The following is a 19569-nucleotide window of genomic DNA, read 5'->3' on the forward strand; positions in this document are numbered from 1 at the left end:
CTTTAATTTGAAACGCTCACACGCCTTATCATTCATAAAAATACAGAACTTTCCATTCTCCATTTTGAAAGGGCAACGGCACAAAATCAAATGTCCGTCCATTGCCTTTGAATGTTCATCGTAATGGTGCGCACATTCTTTGCAGAAATGCCCATTGCCTGAATGTTTGTTTTCTAATTTCTTTGCCATCACGCATCAATTACGGGTTCGCCAATCATAAACGAATTGTCGGCTTGCGACTGCTCGCTTAACTTCTGCATCGTGCGTTCAACGTTCTTTGAAATCCCGGCACGTTCAACCGATTCTTCTTGCGATATAACGGGCTTGTTGCCGTTGGCTGTAAGCCAATAATTCAAGTCGTCAATATCGCTTGTTATCATATACGGCACAATTTCGGGTTCAATCTCGATTTGCTCACACTCGCTTTCCAATGAAGCATTCATTTTGCCGATATAGGCAAGAATGACATTGATACGGCGTTGCAAGTAATCGTCGAAAATTTCGCGCTTGTCTTGGACTTTCAAATGTGCGTCCATAAAAAGCAGCTTCAAGGCAACGCCCGAAATCGCCCCAAGTCCTTTGACCGAATCAAAGGAAATGTCCGGTGTTTGCGTGATTGTATAAATCATCTTCAAAAGCGTTTCAATCTCCAATTTGACCGCTTCCGGGGCTGACTGCCAAGACACATATTGCATCGTTGCGCCGTCCTCGCCCTCGATAACCGACCCGGATTCACCTTTTTTCGACCATCCATTGATTTGCCCGGTAACAAAGATTTTCGGGCTTGCGTGATAATCGTTTGTATCGGCAAAGTTAGACAACAAGGTTTCTAAACGGTCAATCAGCGTATCCACGTCCTCGGTTTCAAACTTTTCTTGGTGTCCAAATACGATTGGAATTTTGCCGATTGCAACGGGTTTAGGATAATCGGGGACGCACTCATACCCCTTTGCACCGCTCACCCAAAGCCAATGTTCGGTATCGGTGAATGTTTCAAAGTAATCAACCGCATTGCCCTTGTTGTCATTGCGGCTGAAAGAACGTGAAAACGCCACCATGTCGCCCGTTTCGTCAAAATAGGGATAAAGCGTGTCGCCGTTCTCTGGTGAAAAGATTGCGCAACGCAATTTGTGTTTCGACTTGAAGCCGTATTTCGTATTTGGCTTGTCCACCGTGTACCAATATTCGGCACATTCCTTGAAGCCGAATATTGAACGTCCGATTTTGCGGTTCAAAGAATTGCTTTTGACGTCGTATAAAATGCGTTGCAAGGCTTTCACGATAACCGCTTGTTGGTCGTTGGTCGGTGTTGCATTATACAACGGGGGGTTGCCGAAACAAAACGACACGGCACGGTTAATGATAAGGCGTTGAATGGCAAGGGCGATTCTTGCAACTTTTTCCGTGCGGTAATTGGTTTGTTCACCATCCGCGCTTATAACCTTTTGTGCCGATTCTCCTTGCGTGTCGTCGGTTACTTTCACACGTTTGTTGGGGCGCAAGACCTCGTTGTTAATGTCATGGTTCTTGGGGTTCAATGCCTTGTTGGCTGCTTCCGTGTCGGGTTGCTTAATGTATCGGTGCGACTTCAATTCGGAAACCGCATCACTCGCATTGTTTTTCGCCAACGTGATAACTTCGTTAATCTTCATATTGTTCTAATTTTATTGTGATACACTTAAAATCCAAAAAGGTCGGCAACATTTGATTTGCGCCGTTTCTGTCGCCGTTCAATCGTCCCGGTCAATGCGTCCGGTGCATCATCGTGGGCGTTCTTTCCGGCTTTCAGATAACCGCAAATTGCATTGGCAAATTCGGGAAATAAGCGTTTCCAACCTTGCGGCATTATAGTTAGATTTTGCACAGTTGCCGAATTGCTAAAAATTCGGACATCCTTGTTGTCAGTTTGGGCAAACCAAGTGAACTTTGTTTTGTTGTTGCCAATCAATCGACATTGCTTTTCGACATTCCGGGCGAAGCCTCGACCGCCATTGTTTGATTCAACGACACATTCGACAACATTGTGTTTCGACAACATCTTTGCAAGGGTCGGTTCGGTGTATTCCATTGACCTTGCCGTGTAAAGCACATCGACAACGTAGTTTGCAACTTCCGTTTCGTCGTATATGATTGCACACAAATAGTCCGTACCTGTGTCGGCGGTGTCCACATACGCTTTGCGCTTGCATTGCATCGTTGCCGGGCGTGTGATATATTCCGAAAAGCCGGATTCATACATTAAGCCCTCGGACGGTTGCGGGTCTTGTTGATAGAGTGATTCAAAGACTTGCGGATTGCGATTGCGGATTGATTGCAGCTTGTCAAGGTTATGGCGTTCCGCCCAAAGGGGTTCACCCTCTTGGCGTGGGTCATACTCTGTCGGTGCGCCCTCTTTGATTGCCTTGTAAATCACGACAACCCACCCGTCGGGGTTGGTTTCTGCGTTGTAAACGCCTTGTTGTCGCAATAATGTTCCTGCCAAATCGTCTTCGTGCCAACGTGTAAAGACAATCAGTTGTTGAGAATCATTGTGCAAACGTGTTTCGGCAACTGTATCGTACCAATCGGACACGGCTTCACGGACAATCGGCGACCATGCCGTTTTCGCGTCTTTATAAATATCGTCCATAATCAGCACGTCCACGGGTTCACCCGTCAAAGCACCACCGACACCAACGGTCTTGAAGCCGCCACGGTGTCCGACAATCTCGCATTCATCAGCGTTGCGCAACCAAGACCCAGCAACGGTCGTAACATTGCTTGCATTCAAAGATGTTTCCGGAAAAATATCGTGGTATTCTTCTGAATCAATGATTCTTTGTATCTCTCGGTTGAACTTTCGCGCTTTCGGTGCGTTGTAGGACACAATCGCCACTTTTTTGTCGGGGTCGCCACCAAGAATGAATGCGGGCAATCGCCTTGTCGAACCCTCGCTTTTGCCGTGCTGGGGCGGCATAAACACCATAAGTTTGCGAATCTTGCCATGCGCAAAGTCTGTCAATACGTTGTAATATCGACGGTGAAAGTCTGCCGGTTCAAATGTCGGCATTGTTGAAAGGGTAAAACGCAACAAGTCCGTTCGGCTCTCTCGAACCAAACGTTCCCTTAATGCGTGCATATATCTAACCCTTTCGTTTCTATTCATTACTGCTTGATGTATCGAATAAAGGCGTATCGTTTACGCTCCTTGTTGTAGTCCCAATTACACTGGTTTGCATAGGCTTCACGCTCAAAGCTAATGTTTCTATAAGCCTTGTGCCTATCTCTATACATCACGAGCCGAACGAGCCATTCAAGAAGATACCACACATAAAAAGTCACGAACAATAGTTCTTGCATCTGCTTTGTGTGTATTAGTTCGTGATTAAGCACCTTGTCCCATTCTCGCAGACTGAAATTGTAAGGTGGTTGTACTTCCTTTCTGACAAATACAACCCCAAACAGATTGATTGCCACAAAGCCCTTGAAAGGGATTAGGCTGTTTCTTATAATTTTCATTTCTTACTTCCTTTTATTACTTTCATTTTTACCGCTCTTGGTTTGTCGCAAAGTTCATAGTTTACCCAAATTGCATTGTCCTCGTAATAGTCCGTATCAAAAGGGGCGAGCTTAAACACTTCATTTTCAAAATCTACCCCTAACAACATCATTTCAACGTCCATCTTTGGGTGCTTTTGATGAAATATGATAACTTCACTATGTCGATACTTGTATTTTGCAAAGTGTTCGTGCGTCATTTGTTATTACTTCAATTTCTTTTCAAGGTCGGCAATCTGTTTATCCAACTCTTCATCTGAAAGCGTCTTGAACAAGTCTTTGCCGTCCTTGCCTGTTACTTCCGTAGATTGTCGGTTTCTCCAATGGTCGGGGTCGCCATTGGTCAATGTGAATATGATTGCCGCCGTATCTGCCTGAATGTGTTTCTTCTGTGTCATTTGCTCCTTGATAGTAGGCTTTGACGGGTCGCCCTTTGTAGGGACGGTTACAACCTTTGTTTCGGTTACTTCATAGCCTTGTATCTTCTTCAAAAGACTTTTCTTCGCTTCCTGAACAAAGAATTGCATCCGTTCTTGCCTTGCCATTTCGATTGCATCGGCAAAATCCGGGTAATCATTCACCCATTGATGGTATGTTTTTGGGGTGATTCCCACTTGGCGGCAAATTTCGGCAATGGTGTATGTGTCGGACTTCACAAGCCCAACAATCTTGTCCACCGTTTTTTTACTGAACTTTGCCATCTTATAACATCCTTTTTTACGTTGATTTTGTTACATTTATCACTTATTCTTTCAATTCACACTTAAACCCTCGGTCTTGTAACTCACTGAATAACAATGATAATTTCGTTACATCGCCACATTCGACAATTAACCGGGTGTCGATTTCCTTTTTGCCGTCCTTTTGTTCTTCCTCTTTTTCCGAATCGGAATCAAGGGAAATTCCCCAATCTTCCGGGTTGAAGTCGAACTTTTCGGCTTGTTCAAAAATCAAATCGTTATCCCATGCAAGGTTCGCTTCACTCGTTGCGTTGTCTGCAAATGCCATTTCGCGACCTTTGGGGGAATCAAGGTCAATATCCTTTCGCTTTACGGCGACAAGTGTGTTTCCGTCCGTTTCCACGACCACAAGGTTTTCAAAGCCGATTTCACCCGCCTTTTCAAACGTCTTGTTGCCGGCAATAATTCGGTCGTTCTTGTCAATCAGGATTGAACGTCCCAAACCAAATTCACGCAATGATTTGTCCATAAGATGGTCGCCAAATTGCGTTCCTTTGTTGAAGTTCTTGTTGTCTGGCACAAGGTTTTCAATCGTTGTTTCAATTATCCTTGCCATATCAGAATCCGGGCAAATGGTGAATAATTAGGGCGACAAGGAAAGCCGACAAAGCCCCAAAACAAGTAAACACGAAATCCAAAAGTTCAACCATGCCGTGTCCTTTTGAATCCCACCATTCCTTGATTGCGCCCGCCGCAATTCCGACCGACAAACCACCCCACGGGACAAGGATTATTCCGAGCAACAAAGAAATCAAGAAGCCAGCAACGAAATGAAAGCGTTTGTCAGACATCGTGGCGGCTTCTGCAATGCGTTTCGCCCCCTCGGTGAACCATTCTACCATTTGAACAAAAAATGCCTTGATTTCGGCTTTTATGGGCGTTTTCTGAAAAACACATTCCCCCGAAACAAAAACGGGCGGTTGCGACTTGCCCGAAAGCACACCCAACCAAACCTTTCCGCCGAATAAGATATTCAAGCGCTCTTTGAATGTTGGTTTCCAACAAGACACACATTGCGCCCCATCGCACCAAACGGGCAACGACGCGCATTCATCGTCCGACATCATGGACGGCTTTTGCAGCACCTTTGTGGACTGCTTAAATTGAATTGGTTTCATCTTCTTAACTTTTTTAGTATGCAATGAAGTTGCAATGCAAAGTTAAATAGTGTATCACTATAATACACCCTTTGGCCGAAAAAGTTAAGCCTTAGTTATAAACACTTCGCACGAATTGGCAAGTTTGCGACACACCATGCAAGTAAAGCCGCGTCCCTCGATTCTTGGTTTGTTCTGCCAATCAACCCGGTTATTTGTTGCAGCTCATCGGCGGTAATTTTGCCGTCTTTGCCTTTCCAACATTTGCGCAATGGTGCGTGTTCCAAGACAACAAGCCCTTTTGAACGTGCCATTTCACAAATCAACTTGCCCGTTTGGTGGTTTTGCCCGACCTTGTAACCCGTTGCGGCGGCATATTCCTTGCGTGAACCGAACTTCAAATGCCAATTACATTTTATCATCCAAGACGCTTCAACAACCACAATCACGCTTTGCCCGGTCTTTTGTTGTCGTTCAACAACATGGTCGAAATAATCGACCAACTGTGCGAATGTCAATGTTGAAACTTCCAATGCCCGATTCTTTACATTGAGGAATGCTACACCCGATTTTTCAACGTCCGGGTCAATTCCAATGATACAATCCGCTTTCATAATCAAAAGGGTAAATCATCTTCGTTTGGGCTTGCTTGCGGTGCGGTCAGTGCGGTTGCTTGGCTCGGTGCGCCCTGTTGCGTTTCGCCCTTGATTCCGCAAAGGTTCACTTCGTTGGCATTGACGTTCACGGCAACTTGTGTATAACCGTTCTTATCTTGGTACGTCTTAACTGACAAGCGACCCCGGACGAACACTTTACACCCTTTTTTGAGGTATTGAGTTAATCCGCCACCGTCGCCGTACCACAACACGGACACCCACGTTGTCGATTCAATGGTTGTCCCGTTTGCGTCTTTGCGACGTTCAGAATGGGCGACGTTGAAAGAAACGTATTTTTTGCCTCCGAACTCTTTAATTTCGGCATCACTTCCAATGTTGCCGATAACTTCACATTGTAACATAATCTTTAATTTTGTTTGTCGTTAATATATCCCACTTCAACGCCGACGTAACCACCGCGTCGAATATGGGTTTCAATCTCACTTTCGCTTTCAATCAAGGCTTCCGAATCGTCGTCATACAACTTGTAAACCTCGACATATTGCATTGCGCGTTTGGCTTCCGATTCCGTAAGGACGTGCCAAACAAATCCGTCCTCGCATATCTTAACACGTTTCATTGCATTACAATTTTAGTGCATTTGCATTGCATTTGAATCAATACAACTTGCCGTGTTTCGGCGGTCGGTTCTCGTTGTACTTCATTTTGGCATTGATATGCCAAGGCAAATTGACGTGTAACGACTTTGCCCATTCAAAAACATACGCAATGCCGAATTGAACACGCTTTTCAATCGCGATTTGAGTGCGTGAAAGTCCCTTGACAAGCCCAAAGGCGTTTTCGGTGAAGCTGAACTTGTCAAAAGCCCGGAAATATCGGCAAGGCTGCATCTTGTCAAAATCGATTCCCCAAGCCCCGGCAAGGTCGAAAAGACGAATCGCAACGTCCGCCATTTCATCGGCAACCGAATCTTTGATGAATCTTTCAAAGCATTCTTCATCAGAAATGCCGCCGTTGTACTTGTCGAATGCTTCAAAGTCGTGGATTTTTCCATTTCGGTGTGCCTCGACCGCTTCCGATATTTCGGTTACTATCAACATCAAACAATGTTCGGTGCTGTTCTTTTCTTCCCAAAAGCCGTGATTGACGGCGTTTTGGTGGGCTTTTACTGCCAATTTATTGTAATTCAATTTTTCCATTTTGTTGAATTTAGAATAATTTTAATTGCGCTTGCTCATACAACAATCGTTGCTTTGCGGCATTGTAATAATCGGGGTCAAGCTCAATCCCCATCATTTCAAAACCCAAATCATGCGCGGCAATACATATTGACCCCGAACCCAAGTGTGTGTCAAGGATTCTTTGACCCGGTTTCGCATAATTCATCAACAACCACTTATAAAGTTTAATCGGCTTTTCGGTCGGGTGAATCGTGTTTTGCTTTGCCAATTCGCAACGGTTTATTGTAATAACCCGCGTCGGGCAATCAAAGGTGGAGTATGCAAGTTCGCAATCTGACATTGTAAGCCCGGTTTGTCCTTTGAACCATACAATCCAACCTTTCGTCCCTTTATTCAAGCACGGAACGAAGTAATTCGCACCCCAAATGATTTGATTTCGCGATACCCGTTCCAATTCTCTGAAATACGCTTCTGGGGGGGGTAATTTATCCCAATCCTTTTGCGCGTGTTGCTTTCGGTTGTGTTTCGGATTCTTGCAAATACATTGCTTTTGTCCGTCAATGCCAATGCCATAAGGCGGGTCGCAAATCGCAAGGTCAAAGGCATTGTCGGGCAATTCTCGCATCACATCCATGCAATCACCGTTCACAAGCTGAATGCCCCCCAATGTTTCAACGTCCATCATTTCACAATTTCATAAATCGCCTTTGTCAATTCAATGTCGTAAAAGGCATTATGCAAGGAATCATCAGACACGGCAACGCCCAAGAACTTTGCGACTGTGGACAACTTGAAATTCTCCATTTCCGGGCGGCGTTCCGCAAGATATGCGGTTGCAAGAACCATCACGTCGATTGTGTTTGCCCAAAACCAACTTCCAAAGTAATTGTCGCCGTTCTGTAAGAAGAATCCGCGCAAAAATTGATTGTCGAAAGCCGCGTTGTTGTAACCGACCAAAAAGAACTTGTCTTTTTTGTTGAACTTATCAACGTGTTTTCCAAGCATTGCGACAAACTGGGCGTAAACTTCACCCATTGCCGGATATGAAAGCACTTGTTCGCGTGTTACCCCGGCAACTTGCAAGGCTGCTTCTTCGATTTGTGCTTTCGGGTTCGGCTGAACGTGAAAGTCGAAATCTTCAACTTTCTTTCCGTCAATCACGATTTGACCGCTTATTTGGTGAATCCCGTTTCTTGCGGGGTTCGTCCCGGTCGTTTCAAGGTCGAAAAATAATAACTTCATTGATATTTGTTTTATAGTGAAACATTTATTGATTAAATAAATCCTTTTGTGGATACTGAATGTCTTGCACTCTCTTAATCTCGTTGTCGATTTCTCTTTCAACTCGTTTGGACTGTTCAAGAACTCGCGCACTTCTGCTTTTGAAGTATTCCTTTTGCAATAGGCGCATTTCCACAACCTTGTCAAAAAATTGTCTTGCGTTCATATTATTTTTTTATCTTCGATAACCATTGTTCCCAAATCCTTGCGGCGACATTCGCCATCATCACGGGTGGCACTGACATTCCGCAAACGTAGTGTGGTGGTTGCCCAGCAAAGTCATAGTCTTGCGGAAAACTTGAAATGTTGCAAACCTCGCTTGCGCTCAAAAAGCGCGGTTGTTCAAAGTGAATCAAACAGCTTTCTTTGCTCGCAAGTGTCGGGCAAATTCGGTCGGCGTAAACATACGTTTGATTAAAGTTGCTTCCTTTGCCGTACAACCTTTCATTCGCATTGCCTTGGTTTATGTCGCCCGGTTGGCGATTCTCCCACAACAAGCGGATAACCTTTGATTTCGCTTCACGCCCCTTGAAGTCGGCAACTTCACCAAATAAAATCGGGGGTTCGTTAAACTCCATGTTGATTCTTGGCACTTCTTCAAAAAGACTTTTTGCGACAAGGAACGGTTGTGCAAGGTCTTTCCGCAAGCACACAAAGAACACACGTTCACGGCGTTGGGGAACGCCCATTTTTTGCGCATCAAGAAGCCAAAATTGGCAATAATACCCGGCTTCCTCGAATGCTTCAACAATCCGTCGCACATAGTCTTTCGCTTCACCAAGCAACAAGCCTTTCACGTTTTCGGCAACAACGACTTTCGGTTGCAATCTCTTTGCAAGGTCGATAAAGTCGAAAAACAACGTGTCAAGGACTTGTTCGGCTTGTCCCTCGCGAAAGTGTTTCATCTTTCCCCACGCATTCTCGCGGCTTCCTGCCATTGAGAATGTCGAACAAGGGGGCGACCCGTCCAAAATGTCAAGATTGAACAATTCAGGCGGCAAGTCCTGTTTTTCCTTAAATGTTTGTATCGGTTCAAGGAAAGGAAAGCGCGGATTGTGATTTTGGCAATAAGCATACATCATACGGTGGTCTATCTCGTTGCAGCCGATAACATCAAACCCGGCAAGTTTGTAACCCATTGAACTGCCCCCCCACAAGCAAAACACGAAAACACCGTGCCTTTATCCTTTGTGAAGTTCGCATCTTTCAATGTCCAATGATAATCGAACTTGTGTTTCATATTTATTTGGTTGTTTTATTTAATATATTATCAACCCTTGCCGCCATATTACGGAATTGGGGGTTGTACCTTACTTCATCATTGTATTTGTTCAACAAGTGAAGCATTGAAGAATGGTCGCGATGAACGTATTTTGCAATTTGTGTCAATTTCATTTTCTTTCGGCGACATTGGTACACAAAAATCATTCGTGCAAACACGAAGTCCCGATTGCGTGATTTGGTGTTGTACTCACAAAGGCGAATCCCCATAACTTCGTGAATCGCGCTTTGAATCTTAAAAACTTCCTTATTGCGATAAATATAGTCGGATTCAAAAATAAATTCCAACTTCATACGGTTGGCAATGTCATATTCGATTTGCGCGCCGCGTGAATCCGCCCAATTATCCATCAGGTAGATTGCATCACAACGAAGCAACAATTCAATATCCTTGACCATGTGTTGCTCCCACGTTGCATTTTCGGGCATTTCTTTTGACATCGGATTAACCGGGTCAAGCCCACACGATTCAAGCAACGCTTGTGCATTGTCGAACCGTTCCTTTGCTTCTTGAATCGGCAAGCCCGAAATCTTGCCGGAAATATAGACTTTCATTCGTTGATATAGATTTGTTGGTTGTTCTGTGATTTATACAAGAATTTGTTGATAAAATAGATTTGCCCTTTGCCCGTTACTTTCGTGGTCGTTGAAGTCATCACTTCGCCACTCGGTTTCGTCCACGTCTGCTTCTTGACCTCAAACAAGCCCATTTCGATTGCCTTTTGTGTCGGTTGATTGTACCTTTCACCGAATTGGCACAAATAACCGTTGTCGCGCATCCATTGAAAAAGCCGTTTTTCCCCGGTCGGAATACCATTTTGGCACATCATCTTTGCAAGTTCGCCGATAAGGCAAGAACAATTTGAAGTTTCAACGGCGGTCGCGAAATTTACTTTTGGTCGTTCCGCTTCAATTTGCTTTTGTTGCCGCTCGATTTGTTCCGCTTGTGAAGCTGCAAGGCGCAAGGCTTCCGCGAAAGTTTGGGGTATCGCCGGGGTGGTCGAAGCGACCATTGCCCGAAACTTCTTTTCAACCTCGATAAAGTATTTCCGGGCGATTCTTCCGCGCTCGTTACCCTCGACCATGCAAAGTTCCTTTGCCACGTCAAGCGTCAAAATATAGTCGATAGCCGGGCGACCTACCTTTTCCCCTTTTTGGGGGATAACTGTTAGCACATCGAAATCAATGCCCTTTTCAAAGCCGTAACGATTAACCTTGTCGGCAAACCACGTTGAAAAATCACGTCCGACATTCAAGAATGCGTAAAGTGTCCGTGCATTTATAAATTGCCCGTTGGGTTGCTTGATAACCGCCAAAGCCTTTTCCGGCTTGGGTGTATCAGAAATGGCAACTTTTGTTTCTTTCTCGTTGTGTGCCGGAACAAAGGTGTTATTGTCGAATGCTCGCAAAGCTGCATCGCGCAATTCTTCAATGCCCGGCAACGTCTTTGTTACCAATTCAAAGCCCTTTCGATTCATCACGAACAACAAGCGTGTGCCATCCTTGATTTCATAGAAACAAGATTTGAAGCCTTGCTTGATAAGGCGCATTACCGATTTACGAATGTTCTTGTGTTGCCGCCCTGTGTACAAAGCAACGCGCATCGAATCGGTCGCGGTGTTGCCTTGTTCCGTTGTGAATATTAAATTTTTTAATTCCATTGTTATGTATGATTTATTATAATTTTCGGCGGTCTTTGCCCTTAATCTCAAAATAATTGCACATTTCGATAAGACGGCTTTTCACGCGGTCGCCGTATCGGGACAACAAGATTTCATTATTCCCCTTGATTTTAAGATTTGAGGTGATAAGGGTTAATTCTTCCATTTGGTCGCCCCTGTATTCGACAAGCTGCCGGATAACATCAACGCGGTTGCCCATGTAAAGCGATTCTTCCGGCTCGTTGCCGAAATCTTGAATCCCCAACATCGGTTGTTGCTTGTATGCTTGAATTGACCCGGTTTCGGTAAAGCAATCACAAATCGCATCGGCGCGGGTGATTCTCCAAAACAAGGGGCGGTGTGTCGTATCGTCTCGGAACTTAATGCGGAACCCCCATGCGGTGCAATAAGCAAGCATAATTTCAAGACACCATGATTTGCCTGACCCGGTGTTTCCGGCAATGTAAATCCCGCGTTTCAACCGACCATCAACGACTGCCCCCGTTTCCGGGTTAATAGCTTTCATCGTCGGGTCGCAATGACACCACTTGATGAAATTTTCATAAGTGAAGCGGTTTTCATCATCAATCACAAACTTTGGATTTCTGCTTTTGCCGATTGCTTCAACGATTTTCAAGGCTTCCGCAACATCATAATGCAAGTATTGATAACGAGTGATTCCGGCAAACATTCCGCGCTGGTCAATAGCATTCAAGATTTGTTGAATACTTGGCATTTGAACTTTCACGGTCTTTTCCTTGCCGTCTTGCCCCGTAATTGTCTTTTTTATGTCCATTCGTCATTGCAATTTTTAGTTACACTTTTTCTTGCCGGGCGGCGTTCATTATCTCGTTTCGACCAAGTAACGATTGCCATGCGCCAATCTTTCATCTTGTTTTTGCCGACCATCCAACCCTTGCTTTCATAAAAGGCAATGAATGCTTCCGCGTCAATCGAATATCCTTTTTCGGAAATATAATTTTGAACTTCTTGCAGAGTAGGGGAGCGAAAACGCTTTGCGCTTTTTGCTTTTTCCATCTCTATATCGTTAGATATAGTATTATTTACTTTACTTTCTTTTCCTTTCCTTTCCTTTTCTTTGGATATATCTTGTATTGCATTTGCATCACCTTTGCTTTGCATTTGCATTTTGCGTATTGATTCCCAACGCTTTAACGCGGCATTTTTTCGGGCTTCTTTGACTTCCTTTCTTTTGTCAAGGCGTGATTTTACCGAATTTGACCAAAAGTTTGTGCCGTCGTTTTGGAACAATCCGAAGTCAAGAACCACACTTTCCACCAAATTGCAATCAATATGCAATGCAAATGCAATGCTTTTGCACGACTTCAAGGGCAAGAAGCCATCTTGTTCGTACATCTGTTCAATTATGCACCAAAAGACACCAATTCCGCCAACGCCGTGTTCAATTAGTACGTCCTGTAATTTGGGGTCGTTACGGGCGTTATAATCGTGTTGAAAATAGAAAACCTCTTTCATTTCATTTGTACTTTTGGGATTCACCAAGCCCGAACAATGCAAAGTCGTACTTGCAAGGGTCGTTAATATCGAAATCACGCAATTTGTCGGTCAATTCCTCAACCGTAATGCGGTCGTTGCTTTTGCGTTCAATCAAGCCCATTTCGCGCCCCATACGGGCAACGTGCGTATCAAGTGGTATCATTAGTTGTCTGGGCTTTAAATCGTGCCACACGCCTAAATCAACAATGTCGTCTTGCCGGCACAACCAACGCAACATAAGATTCAAGCGTTTGCAAGCTGAACCGCCTTTATGCCTATTGCCGTTGGGGTTTGAAAAGTGCCGTGAATAAATGCCGTCGTTTGCATCGGCGAAAAGGTCGCGAATAACATTGAAGCCTTGCCACACGTCGCCGGATTCAACAAAAAATCCCTCTAATGAATCCCAACTGCCACTTATAATGTACGCGAATTTCAACCCCTTGCACATATACGCCAAATCACGTCCAAAGAACGTGCGGTGAATATTTTGTGCTGGGTCAATGCTTTTCCAATCATCGTTCATTACGAAGTCAAAGGGACGGTTTTTCATTATGTCGTGCAACATACGCTTGCACCCGGTTAAAATCTGCTTCCGATTGCCCCAAGCGATTGTTGAAGCAAGGAACGCGGCAACCTCAATGTCTTGCAATTTGATGTATTGCCGTGGAAATTGCACCGGGTCGTTGTTGATGAAACCCGGCGTGTTGTATTGCTCCACAAGGGAATCCAACTTGTTTTTTACTTCATTCATTGTTGCGATTATTAAGCCCCGACCCGGCACAAGGTCAAGCCGGGGCGGTTGTTACTAAATTTCAATGATTGCGATTTCAGGTGCAATCTCTTTGATTTTTGCAATTTCATCATCAATCACCTTGTCGCGTAAATCTTCAAGCGTTGCTTGTGCGCCCGGTGAAAGAAGCACGAATGCAACTTCACGTCCGTTCACCTGTGCAAAGGTTTCGACCTCGATTGTTTCGGCGGGCATTCCCTTGAAAATCGGCATTTGAATGGTGAACGAATCCGGCAAGTTGGAATTGACCACTTGGGCAAAATTGTCGGTACGATTGCCATTTTCGGCAACTGCACGTTCAATCTTGTTGTTCACGGTGGCGGTAAAGTTCATCAGTGTTGAAACCAACGCCATATTGGTTTGGCGGTCTGCAAAGAATGCACGGTTCATCTTGATAAACAAACCAAGTTCGGTCGGTGTCCACACCTTGTTGCGGTTGATTCCAAACTCAATGAACTTCGGGTTGTAACTCAATTTGCCGACAATCTTTCCGCGTATGTATTCGTCCGCTTCGTTGGTTATCAAGGTGATTTCCACGTTGTCGCGGTCTATAAGAATGTGGCAATCCTTTTGGGCGAACTGACCAACATTGATTCGCTTTGTTAGGTACTCAACCACGCAACCGATAACGCCTTGCAGGTCGGTTTTTACGGGTGCTTTTGGTTCAAGCTGTTTCACGGCTGCACCCTCACGCAAGATTACTTCGGCGGTTGTCATTCCGGGTGCAAGATTGACTTGCAATTTTTCTGCTTCCATACTTAATTTGTTTTTTTGTTAATCATTTGTTCCTGTCTTATTGTTGTCGCGAACCACCGCAAAGATGGTGGGTTGCAGCTCATCGGCGGTTGCCGGGCGGCATTCTACCAAGTCGCCGTCCTCGTTGTAGAATCCGGTTTCCTTGCATTCTTGGTCGGTGAATCTGTAACATACTTCCGTTACATATTCTGCCTTTGACTTGATATTGCCGACCATGATTGTTCTTTCTTCTTTAAGCGGTTTCAAACGTCCTTTATATTCGGCTTGAATACGCTTCATTTCGGCTTCGATTTCGGCGATTTCGATTGACACATTCGCAAGTTTTTCTTTGTGTCCTTGCAATTCTTCCGGGCTGTATGCTTTCATATAGCCCTTGTTCTCGCAACCGTCGCAATTATCTTTCAGAAACGCGACCCGCTGAACCTTGTTTTTGTACTCTTTGCCAAGTTCTTTTTCCATAACATTTTGTTTTATAGTGAAACATTTGATTACCTGAACAACAAAACATCATTCCACAAGTCAATGAATTGCTTGCCGAATTGGCGGGCGCGATTTGCGGTTTTGAAGCAAAGCCGAGAACCGACAAGCGCATTCGCAGTAGACGACGACGTATAATACGTATACGCAAACACGAAGCCCGCAGCGTCTTTGTCATATACAAACCACGGAAAATACTTGTATTGATTGCTGTTTGAGTAATCAGGCACAAAGCCATCTTTCTTGTTCCACGCTTCCGCGATTGTAAACAACTCATTCAAGGAAATAAGGGCTTTAACGTGCTGGGGGTTAGTATCATTCACCAAGCGGGTAACGTCTTGCAAATTCACGGTATTGCCGGAAAGAATCTTTTTGGACACGGTGAAGTCTGCATTGGGCTTACCCCCCAAGATTTTTCGGGCTTCTTCAAAGTTGGTGATAAGTTCGTTCACTTCTTTTGTTTCCACGATTTCCAACGTGAAGTCAAACGGGGTCAAGAAATCATCATCGCTTGAATCCAAATCATTTTCGTTGTTGAACTCGTCGATATAATCATTCATCACGTCCACCGCTTCCGCCTTATCGGCAAACTTGCCAATAACTGTTTTTTCGTCTTTTGTTCTTGTTACAATGTATTCTTTCATTACTTTTATTGTTAAAATGGTGATTTATTGAAATTTTCGATTGTCATTCCCTTTCGTGCGATGTGAACGGTCTTGCCTGTTGCTGTCTGAATGTCTTGTTGAAACTCGCTTGCATTGGCGTTGCCGTCCGAAAGGTGAATCAAGACAATGTGATTCACCGCCGACAAGTCATTGACAAGCAAGGTTTGTTTGCACGTTTCAAACTCCATGTGGCTTTTCATCGTGCGCCGTGCAAGCACTTTCGGCAACAACCCGGCTTCAATGTTTTCTTGCAAAATGTCTTGACGGTAATTGCATTCGATAAGAATGTTATTCAGCCCGGCAAAGGTGTAATGCAAGTAATAAGTATCAGTCGCAAATAATACCATTCCGCATTCGGGGTGAAAAATCAGAAATCCGAAAGGTTCGACCGAATCGTGTTGGGTGTCGAAAGGCTGAATCTTGAAATTGCCGATTTTAACAATGTTTCCAACTTCCATCAATAGCGGCGACAAAAAGCGGCTTTTGAACTTCTTTGTAACCTCGTGAAATGTCCCGGTGGACATATATACGGGAACACGTGATTCAATGAATTTTTCAACGTATTGTGCGTGGTCGCCGTGTTCGTGTGATACAATCGCGCCTTTTATGCGTGAAATGTCGAAATTGACCGCCTTTTGCACGTCCTTGAAAGCAACGCCACATTCGATTGCCAACGCTTCCTTTCCGTTGTCAAGTAGGTAGCAATTCCCCTTTGAACTTGAACCCAATATTTTCAGTTGCATAGCCTTTCGGATTTTGTTTTTTTAGAAGCCGGGCGACGCTGCTTGTTCATTCGCCGCATGGGCTTCCGTTTCGTTTACTATTTTGCCCGTTTCGGTAGAAACAACCACTTTCCCTGTCTTGTCTTCACCGCTCGCCAAGTCCATGCCGATTTGCACTTTATTGGCATTGTTTGCCTTTTCTTGTTCGACTTCCTCGACTTCTTCAAATTGGGTGTCGATAATGTCTTGGTTTTCCTCGACGGTACGCATACCCATTGAAAGTTCCGGGGCGTAAACGCTTGTCCAAAAAGACGCGGCGCGATACATAAGCATTTGTTTTGTCATTGTCTGCCATTTCGACCCGTTTTTTGTGAACCAACCCTCTTGGATTGCAAGGCGGATTGATATTGGCGAACTTTCCAACACCTTGTCCGACCCTTTCGCGGTCGTGAACGCAACGCATTCAACGTCCATCATCTTTTTGCCGTCAAACTGCTTTGCTACGGCTCTTTTTGAACGTGAAGCATTGTCCCATACATAGTCGGTGTAATCGACCATTCCAAGCATTCCTTTTTCGGTGAATCGAAATTGCAAGGGGGTGAAGCGACCGCAAGTGTTTACGGTTGCGACAAGGAATTTCGACGACCACGACGGCTTGCCGTAAATCGGAACCATGTTTTGCATCACCATCAATGGGCTTGCACCGATACGTTGCGAAATCTCGATTGCAATCATACAATTTGCCATCGCCTTTTCAATCGGGTTCTTTTCACTGACTTTGTACATATCCGGCACAAGTTCGGAATTTGCAAACAACTTGCACACACGTTGCATTGTGTCGAACTGCACCGGGTCAAAGAAGTTGAACGATGACGCGGGTTGAAGCTGCATTTGCTGACTTGCAACCACTTGAAGTTTATTTTCGTTACTCATTTTCTGAATCTTTAATGTTAGTTTTTACAAGGACATTCAAAAATCCCCCCCCCCTGAACTTTTCGGAAATTTCCTTGATTGTGGCAAGTTTCAACCCCTTTTTCACAAGGTTTCGGGTTTCGGGTCGGGTTGCAAATTCGGCGATTGCCTTTACAGCTTCAAAGCCATTGCCCGCCACCGAAATGGCTTGCGCTGTTTCGTCTGAACCCTCGATTTTCTCACTTGCAAGAATCACGATTGCACGATTGATTCCGCTTTGTTCGGTTGTCATTTCTGACACTTTCTTTGCGAATGCTTCCACTTGTGAAAGAAATTCGCTCTTTTCAACTTTTTGTTCCATTGTTGCTTTTATTTGATTGTTAATTTATTGTCGTTGGTAACGACAAGGTTTATTATCTGACTTTCAGTTTCGATTATCTCATTGACGCTTTCGCGGTTGTCAATAAATATCGGGGCACAAATGCCGTAAAAGCGGCAAAGTGCGTTGATAATGTCAAGCCCTGCATTGACTTTCCCGGCGGTGTTTGTGCTACCATAAGGAACTCCACCAACCAACGGCACGCATACTTCATTCGGGTTGCCGTCAAGCGTATATTCAAATAAGCGGAATGAAACCACCTTGAACAATGAATTGATACGCTTTTCGCATTCGCCAATCTTGGTCTTGTTAAACTCTTGAATAGTATATTCTTCACGCTCAATGTCGGCGATTTGCTGGGCAAGGTTTTTGCCGTCGGATTCAAGACGTGCGATTTCCCTTTTGCCGCGCTCGATTGTATCACGCTTGCCAAGACGTGCGACGATTTCGGAACGTATTTCATTCAAGCCCTTTTTCTTGGTCTGCATTTCGGATGTATCAATACCCGAATTGTCGGTTGAAATGGTGCTTTGGATTTCCGAAATCTGCTTTTGCTTTTCAACCCACGCCGGGATTGTTTCGGGTGTAACTGTTGCGACTTCTGCAACGGTCGTTGAATCCAAGTCGGTTTTCAGTCCGTCAAGCTCCGATTGCAAGGCATTTAAGCGCGTTTCGGCTTCATTGTAGCCGTTTTCAACTTGATTGATACATCCGTGCTGCGTGGCAATCTTTTCGCCGACTTCCTTGCCTTTTGCGGTGATTCCGTTGCATTTCTCGGCTTGTGCTTTGGTGAATATGCTTTGTGCTTCGTCAATCATTGATTGGGGCAATTCTTGACCACAATGTGGGCAAATGGTTTCACCTTGATACCGTTTGGCATTTTCGTTATACCATTCATCGCGCAAGCGTTTTTGTTCTGCAACCAACTTTTCGATTTCGGCATTGTGTCGGTCGATTTCGGATTTGCCAAGCTGCATTTCACGTTTGACCGCTTCGATTTCGGATTTCTTGACCTTAATTTGGCTTTCCAATTCACGGCGGTTTGCATTGGCTTCAAATGCCTTGTCTTTGGCGGCGGTTTGCGCGTCAAAAATGATTTGTTGGCATTCGGCTTTAAGGGCGTTCATCTTGCCTTGTTTTTCTTGTTCGGCTTCGTATGACTTACGGATTGCGGCGTTTGCATCGGCAATCATTTCGTCAATGCTTGCAATCTCCTTGTCAATGTCGGCAAGTTTGGATTCAAGGGCGGCGAAATCTTCCGTTTCCGGTATCATCTTGTAGGTTTGGTCGATACGCGGTTGCACTTGGTTAAGTTCGTTTTTCAAACGCTTCTTCCGTGCCGCGATTTCGGCTTTGAAGTCGGCAAGTGATTTGCCACTTATCTTGTCAAGCAAAAGGGCAAAATCGGGGTTGCTTGAAGCAATCTCAACATCGGTGATTGTTCCGGCAAGTTGGAAAAGTTGTTCACGTTGAAGTTTCCAATTCATTCCGACAAAGAATGCCGGGTTGGTTATCATCTTGAACACGTTTGAATCGACAATTTCGTGAACTCGCTTGTCGAACTCTGACACATTCACCGGGGTTTCATTCCACCAACATTCGGTGTGGTTGCCTTTGTAACGCTGTTCAACCTGTCCGCGTGGCTTCACCCAATCTTCGACAAAGGCACGTTTCAAGGTCAATTCTTGTCCGTCCACATCAAGAATCCCGGTAACGCTACATTCTACCTTGTGTAATTCTTCACCATTGACACGGGTTTTCACCTCATAATCTTTACGGTCTTGAGAATCCTTGCCGAACAACAACCAAATGAAAGCGTCAAAATGTCTTGACTTGCCAAGTCCGTTTCCGCCCGAAATGGTCGTAACATCGGCATTGAACACCGTTGTTCTTTCCTTTTCTCCTTTGAAGTTTACAAGGGTTAAGGATTTTAATGTTACTTTTTTCATTGTTGC

At 44.6% G+C, this 19569-nt stretch carries 27 protein-coding genes; all 27 read right to left on the minus strand.

Translation table 11 applies throughout. The features are described from left to right. Positions 1-188: 188 nt before the first annotated feature. The 27 genes from VIR50_RS05100 to VIR50_RS05230 all read right to left on the minus strand — a co-directional run bounded on the left by VIR50_RS05100 (position 189) and on the right by VIR50_RS05230 (position 19563). Entirely contained in the window at positions 189-1652 is a 1464-nt protein-coding gene (locus tag VIR50_RS05100; protein ID WP_331934058.1) for a phage portal protein, read from the minus strand. Between the two features lie 26 nt (positions 1653-1678). Continuing rightward, positions 1679-3118: a phage terminase large subunit gene (gene terL / locus VIR50_RS05105; protein ID WP_331934059.1), complete on the minus strand. Its 1440-nt coding sequence runs from the start codon at positions 3116-3118 to the stop codon at positions 1679-1681. A 26-nt stretch (positions 3119-3144) separates the two neighbouring features. After that, positions 3145-3498 carry a hypothetical protein gene (locus VIR50_RS05110; protein WP_331934060.1) on the minus strand — a complete coding sequence of 118 codons (354 nt, stop codon included), beginning with the start codon at positions 3496-3498 and terminating at the stop codon, positions 3145-3147. Continuing rightward, positions 3495-3737, minus strand: a complete 243-nt coding sequence (locus VIR50_RS05115) for a hypothetical protein (protein WP_331934061.1) — start codon at positions 3735-3737, stop codon at positions 3495-3497. Before VIR50_RS05115 ends, VIR50_RS05110 begins: the two co-directional genes overlap by 4 nt. A gap of 6 nt (positions 3738-3743) precedes the next feature. Continuing rightward, on the minus strand, positions 3744-4238 hold the full coding sequence (locus tag VIR50_RS05120) for a transposase (RefSeq protein WP_331934062.1): 495 nt from the start codon (positions 4236-4238) through the stop codon (positions 3744-3746). A 43-nt stretch (positions 4239-4281) separates the two neighbouring features. Next, the gene (locus VIR50_RS05125) at positions 4282-4833 is read right to left on the minus strand and encodes a hypothetical protein (RefSeq protein ID WP_331934063.1); all 552 of its coding nucleotides are present in this window, start codon (positions 4831-4833) and stop codon (positions 4282-4284) included. Position 4834: 1 nt separating this feature from the next. Then, complete coding sequence (locus tag VIR50_RS05130; RefSeq protein ID WP_331934064.1) at positions 4835-5344, minus strand: hypothetical protein; 510 nt, start codon at positions 5342-5344, stop codon at positions 4835-4837. Positions 5345-5490: 146 nt separating this feature from the next. Next, complete coding sequence (locus tag VIR50_RS05135; RefSeq protein WP_331934065.1) at positions 5491-5988, minus strand: hypothetical protein; 498 nt, start codon at positions 5986-5988, stop codon at positions 5491-5493. Between the two features lie 2 nt (positions 5989-5990). Next, on the minus strand, positions 5991-6392 hold the full coding sequence (locus tag VIR50_RS05140) for a single-stranded DNA-binding protein (RefSeq protein WP_331934066.1): 402 nt from the start codon (positions 6390-6392) through the stop codon (positions 5991-5993). Positions 6393-6397: 5 nt separating this feature from the next. Next, positions 6398-6610, minus strand: coding sequence for a hypothetical protein (locus VIR50_RS05145; RefSeq protein ID WP_331934067.1), 213 nt, complete (start codon positions 6608-6610; stop codon positions 6398-6400). A gap of 37 nt (positions 6611-6647) precedes the next feature. Then, positions 6648-7190 (minus strand): hypothetical protein, encoded by a 543-nt coding sequence (locus tag VIR50_RS05150; protein WP_331934068.1) that lies wholly within the window; start codon positions 7188-7190, stop codon positions 6648-6650. A gap of 10 nt (positions 7191-7200) precedes the next feature. Then, positions 7201-7857, minus strand: a complete 657-nt coding sequence (locus tag VIR50_RS05155; protein ID WP_331934069.1) for a DNA-methyltransferase — start codon at positions 7855-7857, stop codon at positions 7201-7203. Beyond that, the gene (locus VIR50_RS05160; protein ID WP_331934070.1) at positions 7854-8414 is read right to left on the minus strand and encodes a 3'-5' exonuclease; all 561 of its coding nucleotides are present in this window, start codon (positions 8412-8414) and stop codon (positions 7854-7856) included. The genes VIR50_RS05155 and VIR50_RS05160 overlap by 4 nt, the downstream gene beginning before the upstream one ends. 25 nt (positions 8415-8439) lie before the next feature. Continuing rightward, positions 8440-8619, minus strand: a complete 180-nt coding sequence (locus tag VIR50_RS05165; RefSeq protein WP_331934071.1) for a hypothetical protein — start codon at positions 8617-8619, stop codon at positions 8440-8442. 1 nt (position 8620) lies between these two features. After that, entirely contained in the window at positions 8621-9592 is a 972-nt protein-coding gene (locus VIR50_RS05170; RefSeq protein ID WP_331934072.1) for a DNA cytosine methyltransferase, read from the minus strand. Positions 9593-9695: 103 nt separating this feature from the next. Further along, positions 9696-10289, minus strand: a complete 594-nt coding sequence (locus VIR50_RS05175) for a DUF4406 domain-containing protein (protein ID WP_331934073.1) — start codon at positions 10287-10289, stop codon at positions 9696-9698. Further along, on the minus strand, positions 10286-11395 hold the full coding sequence (locus tag VIR50_RS05180) for a phage antirepressor KilAC domain-containing protein (RefSeq protein WP_331934074.1): 1110 nt from the start codon (positions 11393-11395) through the stop codon (positions 10286-10288). Before VIR50_RS05180 ends, VIR50_RS05175 begins: the two co-directional genes overlap by 4 nt. Positions 11396-11411: 16 nt before the next feature. Then, positions 11412-12191, minus strand: a complete 780-nt coding sequence (locus VIR50_RS05185; protein ID WP_331934075.1) for a hypothetical protein — start codon at positions 12189-12191, stop codon at positions 11412-11414. Beyond that, positions 12182-12892 (minus strand): Lin1244/Lin1753 domain-containing protein, encoded by a 711-nt coding sequence (locus VIR50_RS05190; protein ID WP_331934076.1) that lies wholly within the window; start codon positions 12890-12892, stop codon positions 12182-12184. Before VIR50_RS05190 ends, VIR50_RS05185 begins: the two co-directional genes overlap by 10 nt. A 1-nt stretch (position 12893) precedes the next feature. Then, a complete protein-coding gene (locus VIR50_RS05195; protein ID WP_331934077.1) occupies positions 12894-13664 on the minus strand; it encodes a TIGR02757 family protein in 771 nt (256 codons plus the stop codon). 54 nt (positions 13665-13718) lie between these two features. Continuing rightward, positions 13719-14459, minus strand: a complete 741-nt coding sequence (locus tag VIR50_RS05200) for a hypothetical protein (protein WP_331934078.1) — start codon at positions 14457-14459, stop codon at positions 13719-13721. Positions 14460-14477: 18 nt separating this feature from the next. Then, positions 14478-14918: a DUF244 domain-containing protein gene (locus VIR50_RS05205; RefSeq protein WP_331934079.1), complete on the minus strand. Its 441-nt coding sequence runs from the start codon at positions 14916-14918 to the stop codon at positions 14478-14480. A gap of 29 nt (positions 14919-14947) precedes the next feature. Continuing rightward, positions 14948-15580, minus strand: coding sequence for a hypothetical protein (locus VIR50_RS05210; protein WP_331934080.1), 633 nt, complete (start codon positions 15578-15580; stop codon positions 14948-14950). An 11-nt stretch (positions 15581-15591) separates the two neighbouring features. Then, complete coding sequence (locus VIR50_RS05215) at positions 15592-16344, minus strand: MBL fold metallo-hydrolase (RefSeq protein WP_331934081.1); 753 nt, start codon at positions 16342-16344, stop codon at positions 15592-15594. Positions 16345-16365: 21 nt separating this feature from the next. Next, the gene (locus tag VIR50_RS05220) at positions 16366-17256 is read right to left on the minus strand and encodes a hypothetical protein (RefSeq protein WP_331934082.1); all 891 of its coding nucleotides are present in this window, start codon (positions 17254-17256) and stop codon (positions 16366-16368) included. Continuing rightward, positions 17249-17596 carry a hypothetical protein gene (locus tag VIR50_RS05225; RefSeq protein WP_331934083.1) on the minus strand — a complete coding sequence of 116 codons (348 nt, stop codon included), beginning with the start codon at positions 17594-17596 and terminating at the stop codon, positions 17249-17251. The genes VIR50_RS05220 and VIR50_RS05225 overlap by 8 nt, the downstream gene beginning before the upstream one ends. A gap of 8 nt (positions 17597-17604) precedes the next feature. Further along, the gene (locus tag VIR50_RS05230; RefSeq protein WP_331934084.1) at positions 17605-19563 is read right to left on the minus strand and encodes an AAA family ATPase; all 1959 of its coding nucleotides are present in this window, start codon (positions 19561-19563) and stop codon (positions 17605-17607) included. Between the last annotated feature and the right edge of the window lie 6 nt (positions 19564-19569).

This window comes from Prevotella sp. (assembly GCF_036570325.1).
Classification (GTDB): Bacteria; Bacteroidota; Bacteroidia; order Bacteroidales; family Bacteroidaceae; genus Prevotella.

Excerpts from the sequence above, each read along its gene's own strand:
- VIR50_RS05155 (WP_331934069.1), bottom strand. The coding sequence starts at position 7,857 with ATGATGGACGTTGAAACATTGGGGGGCATTCAGCTTGTGAACGGTGAT.
- VIR50_RS05215 (WP_331934081.1), bottom strand. The coding sequence starts at position 16,344 with ATGCAACTGAAAATATTGGGTTCAAGTTCAAAGGGGAATTGCTACCTA.
- VIR50_RS05195 (WP_331934077.1), bottom strand. The coding sequence starts at position 13,664 with ATGAATGAAGTAAAAAACAAGTTGGATTCCCTTGTGGAGCAATACAAC.
- VIR50_RS05135 (WP_331934065.1), bottom strand. The coding sequence starts at position 5,988 with ATGAAAGCGGATTGTATCATTGGAATTGACCCGGACGTTGAAAAATCG.
- VIR50_RS05130 (WP_331934064.1), bottom strand. The coding sequence starts at position 5,344 with ATGATGTCGGACGATGAATGCGCGTCGTTGCCCGTTTGGTGCGATGGG.
- VIR50_RS05225 (WP_331934083.1), bottom strand. The coding sequence starts at position 17,596 with ATGGAACAAAAAGTTGAAAAGAGCGAATTTCTTTCACAAGTGGAAGCA.
- VIR50_RS05200 (WP_331934078.1), bottom strand. The coding sequence starts at position 14,459 with ATGGAAGCAGAAAAATTGCAAGTCAATCTTGCACCCGGAATGACAACC.
- VIR50_RS05110 (WP_331934060.1), bottom strand. The coding sequence starts at position 3,498 with ATGAAAATTATAAGAAACAGCCTAATCCCTTTCAAGGGCTTTGTGGCA.
- VIR50_RS05125 (WP_331934063.1), bottom strand. The coding sequence starts at position 4,833 with ATGGCAAGGATAATTGAAACAACGATTGAAAACCTTGTGCCAGACAAC.
- VIR50_RS05120 (WP_331934062.1), bottom strand. The coding sequence starts at position 4,238 with ATGGCAAAGTTCAGTAAAAAAACGGTGGACAAGATTGTTGGGCTTGTG.
- VIR50_RS05230 (WP_331934084.1), bottom strand. The coding sequence starts at position 19,563 with ATGAAAAAAGTAACATTAAAATCCTTAACCCTTGTAAACTTCAAAGGA.
- VIR50_RS05150 (WP_331934068.1), bottom strand. The coding sequence starts at position 7,190 with ATGGAAAAATTGAATTACAATAAATTGGCAGTAAAAGCCCACCAAAAC.
- VIR50_RS05165 (WP_331934071.1), bottom strand. The coding sequence starts at position 8,619 with ATGAACGCAAGACAATTTTTTGACAAGGTTGTGGAAATGCGCCTATTG.
- VIR50_RS05185 (WP_331934075.1), bottom strand. The coding sequence starts at position 12,191 with ATGGACATAAAAAAGACAATTACGGGGCAAGACGGCAAGGAAAAGACC.
- VIR50_RS05170 (WP_331934072.1), bottom strand. The coding sequence starts at position 9,592 with ATGGGTTACAAACTTGCCGGGTTTGATGTTATCGGCTGCAACGAGATA.
- VIR50_RS05160 (WP_331934070.1), bottom strand. The coding sequence starts at position 8,414 with ATGAAGTTATTATTTTTCGACCTTGAAACGACCGGGACGAACCCCGCA.
- VIR50_RS05205 (WP_331934079.1), bottom strand. The coding sequence starts at position 14,918 with ATGGAAAAAGAACTTGGCAAAGAGTACAAAAACAAGGTTCAGCGGGTC.
- VIR50_RS05210 (WP_331934080.1), bottom strand. The coding sequence starts at position 15,580 with ATGAAAGAATACATTGTAACAAGAACAAAAGACGAAAAAACAGTTATT.
- VIR50_RS05115 (WP_331934061.1), bottom strand. The coding sequence starts at position 3,737 with ATGACGCACGAACACTTTGCAAAATACAAGTATCGACATAGTGAAGTT.
- VIR50_RS05220 (WP_331934082.1), bottom strand. The coding sequence starts at position 17,256 with ATGAGTAACGAAAATAAACTTCAAGTGGTTGCAAGTCAGCAAATGCAG.
- VIR50_RS05175 (WP_331934073.1), bottom strand. The coding sequence starts at position 10,289 with ATGAAAGTCTATATTTCCGGCAAGATTTCGGGCTTGCCGATTCAAGAA.
- VIR50_RS05145 (WP_331934067.1), bottom strand. The coding sequence starts at position 6,610 with ATGAAACGTGTTAAGATATGCGAGGACGGATTTGTTTGGCACGTCCTT.
- VIR50_RS05180 (WP_331934074.1), bottom strand. The coding sequence starts at position 11,395 with ATGGAATTAAAAAATTTAATATTCACAACGGAACAAGGCAACACCGCG.
- terL (WP_331934059.1), bottom strand. The coding sequence starts at position 3,118 with ATGCACGCATTAAGGGAACGTTTGGTTCGAGAGAGCCGAACGGACTTG.
- VIR50_RS05140 (WP_331934066.1), bottom strand. The coding sequence starts at position 6,392 with ATGTTACAATGTGAAGTTATCGGCAACATTGGAAGTGATGCCGAAATT.
- VIR50_RS05190 (WP_331934076.1), bottom strand. The coding sequence starts at position 12,892 with ATGAAAGAGGTTTTCTATTTTCAACACGATTATAACGCCCGTAACGAC.
- VIR50_RS05100 (WP_331934058.1), bottom strand. The coding sequence starts at position 1,652 with ATGAAGATTAACGAAGTTATCACGTTGGCGAAAAACAATGCGAGTGAT.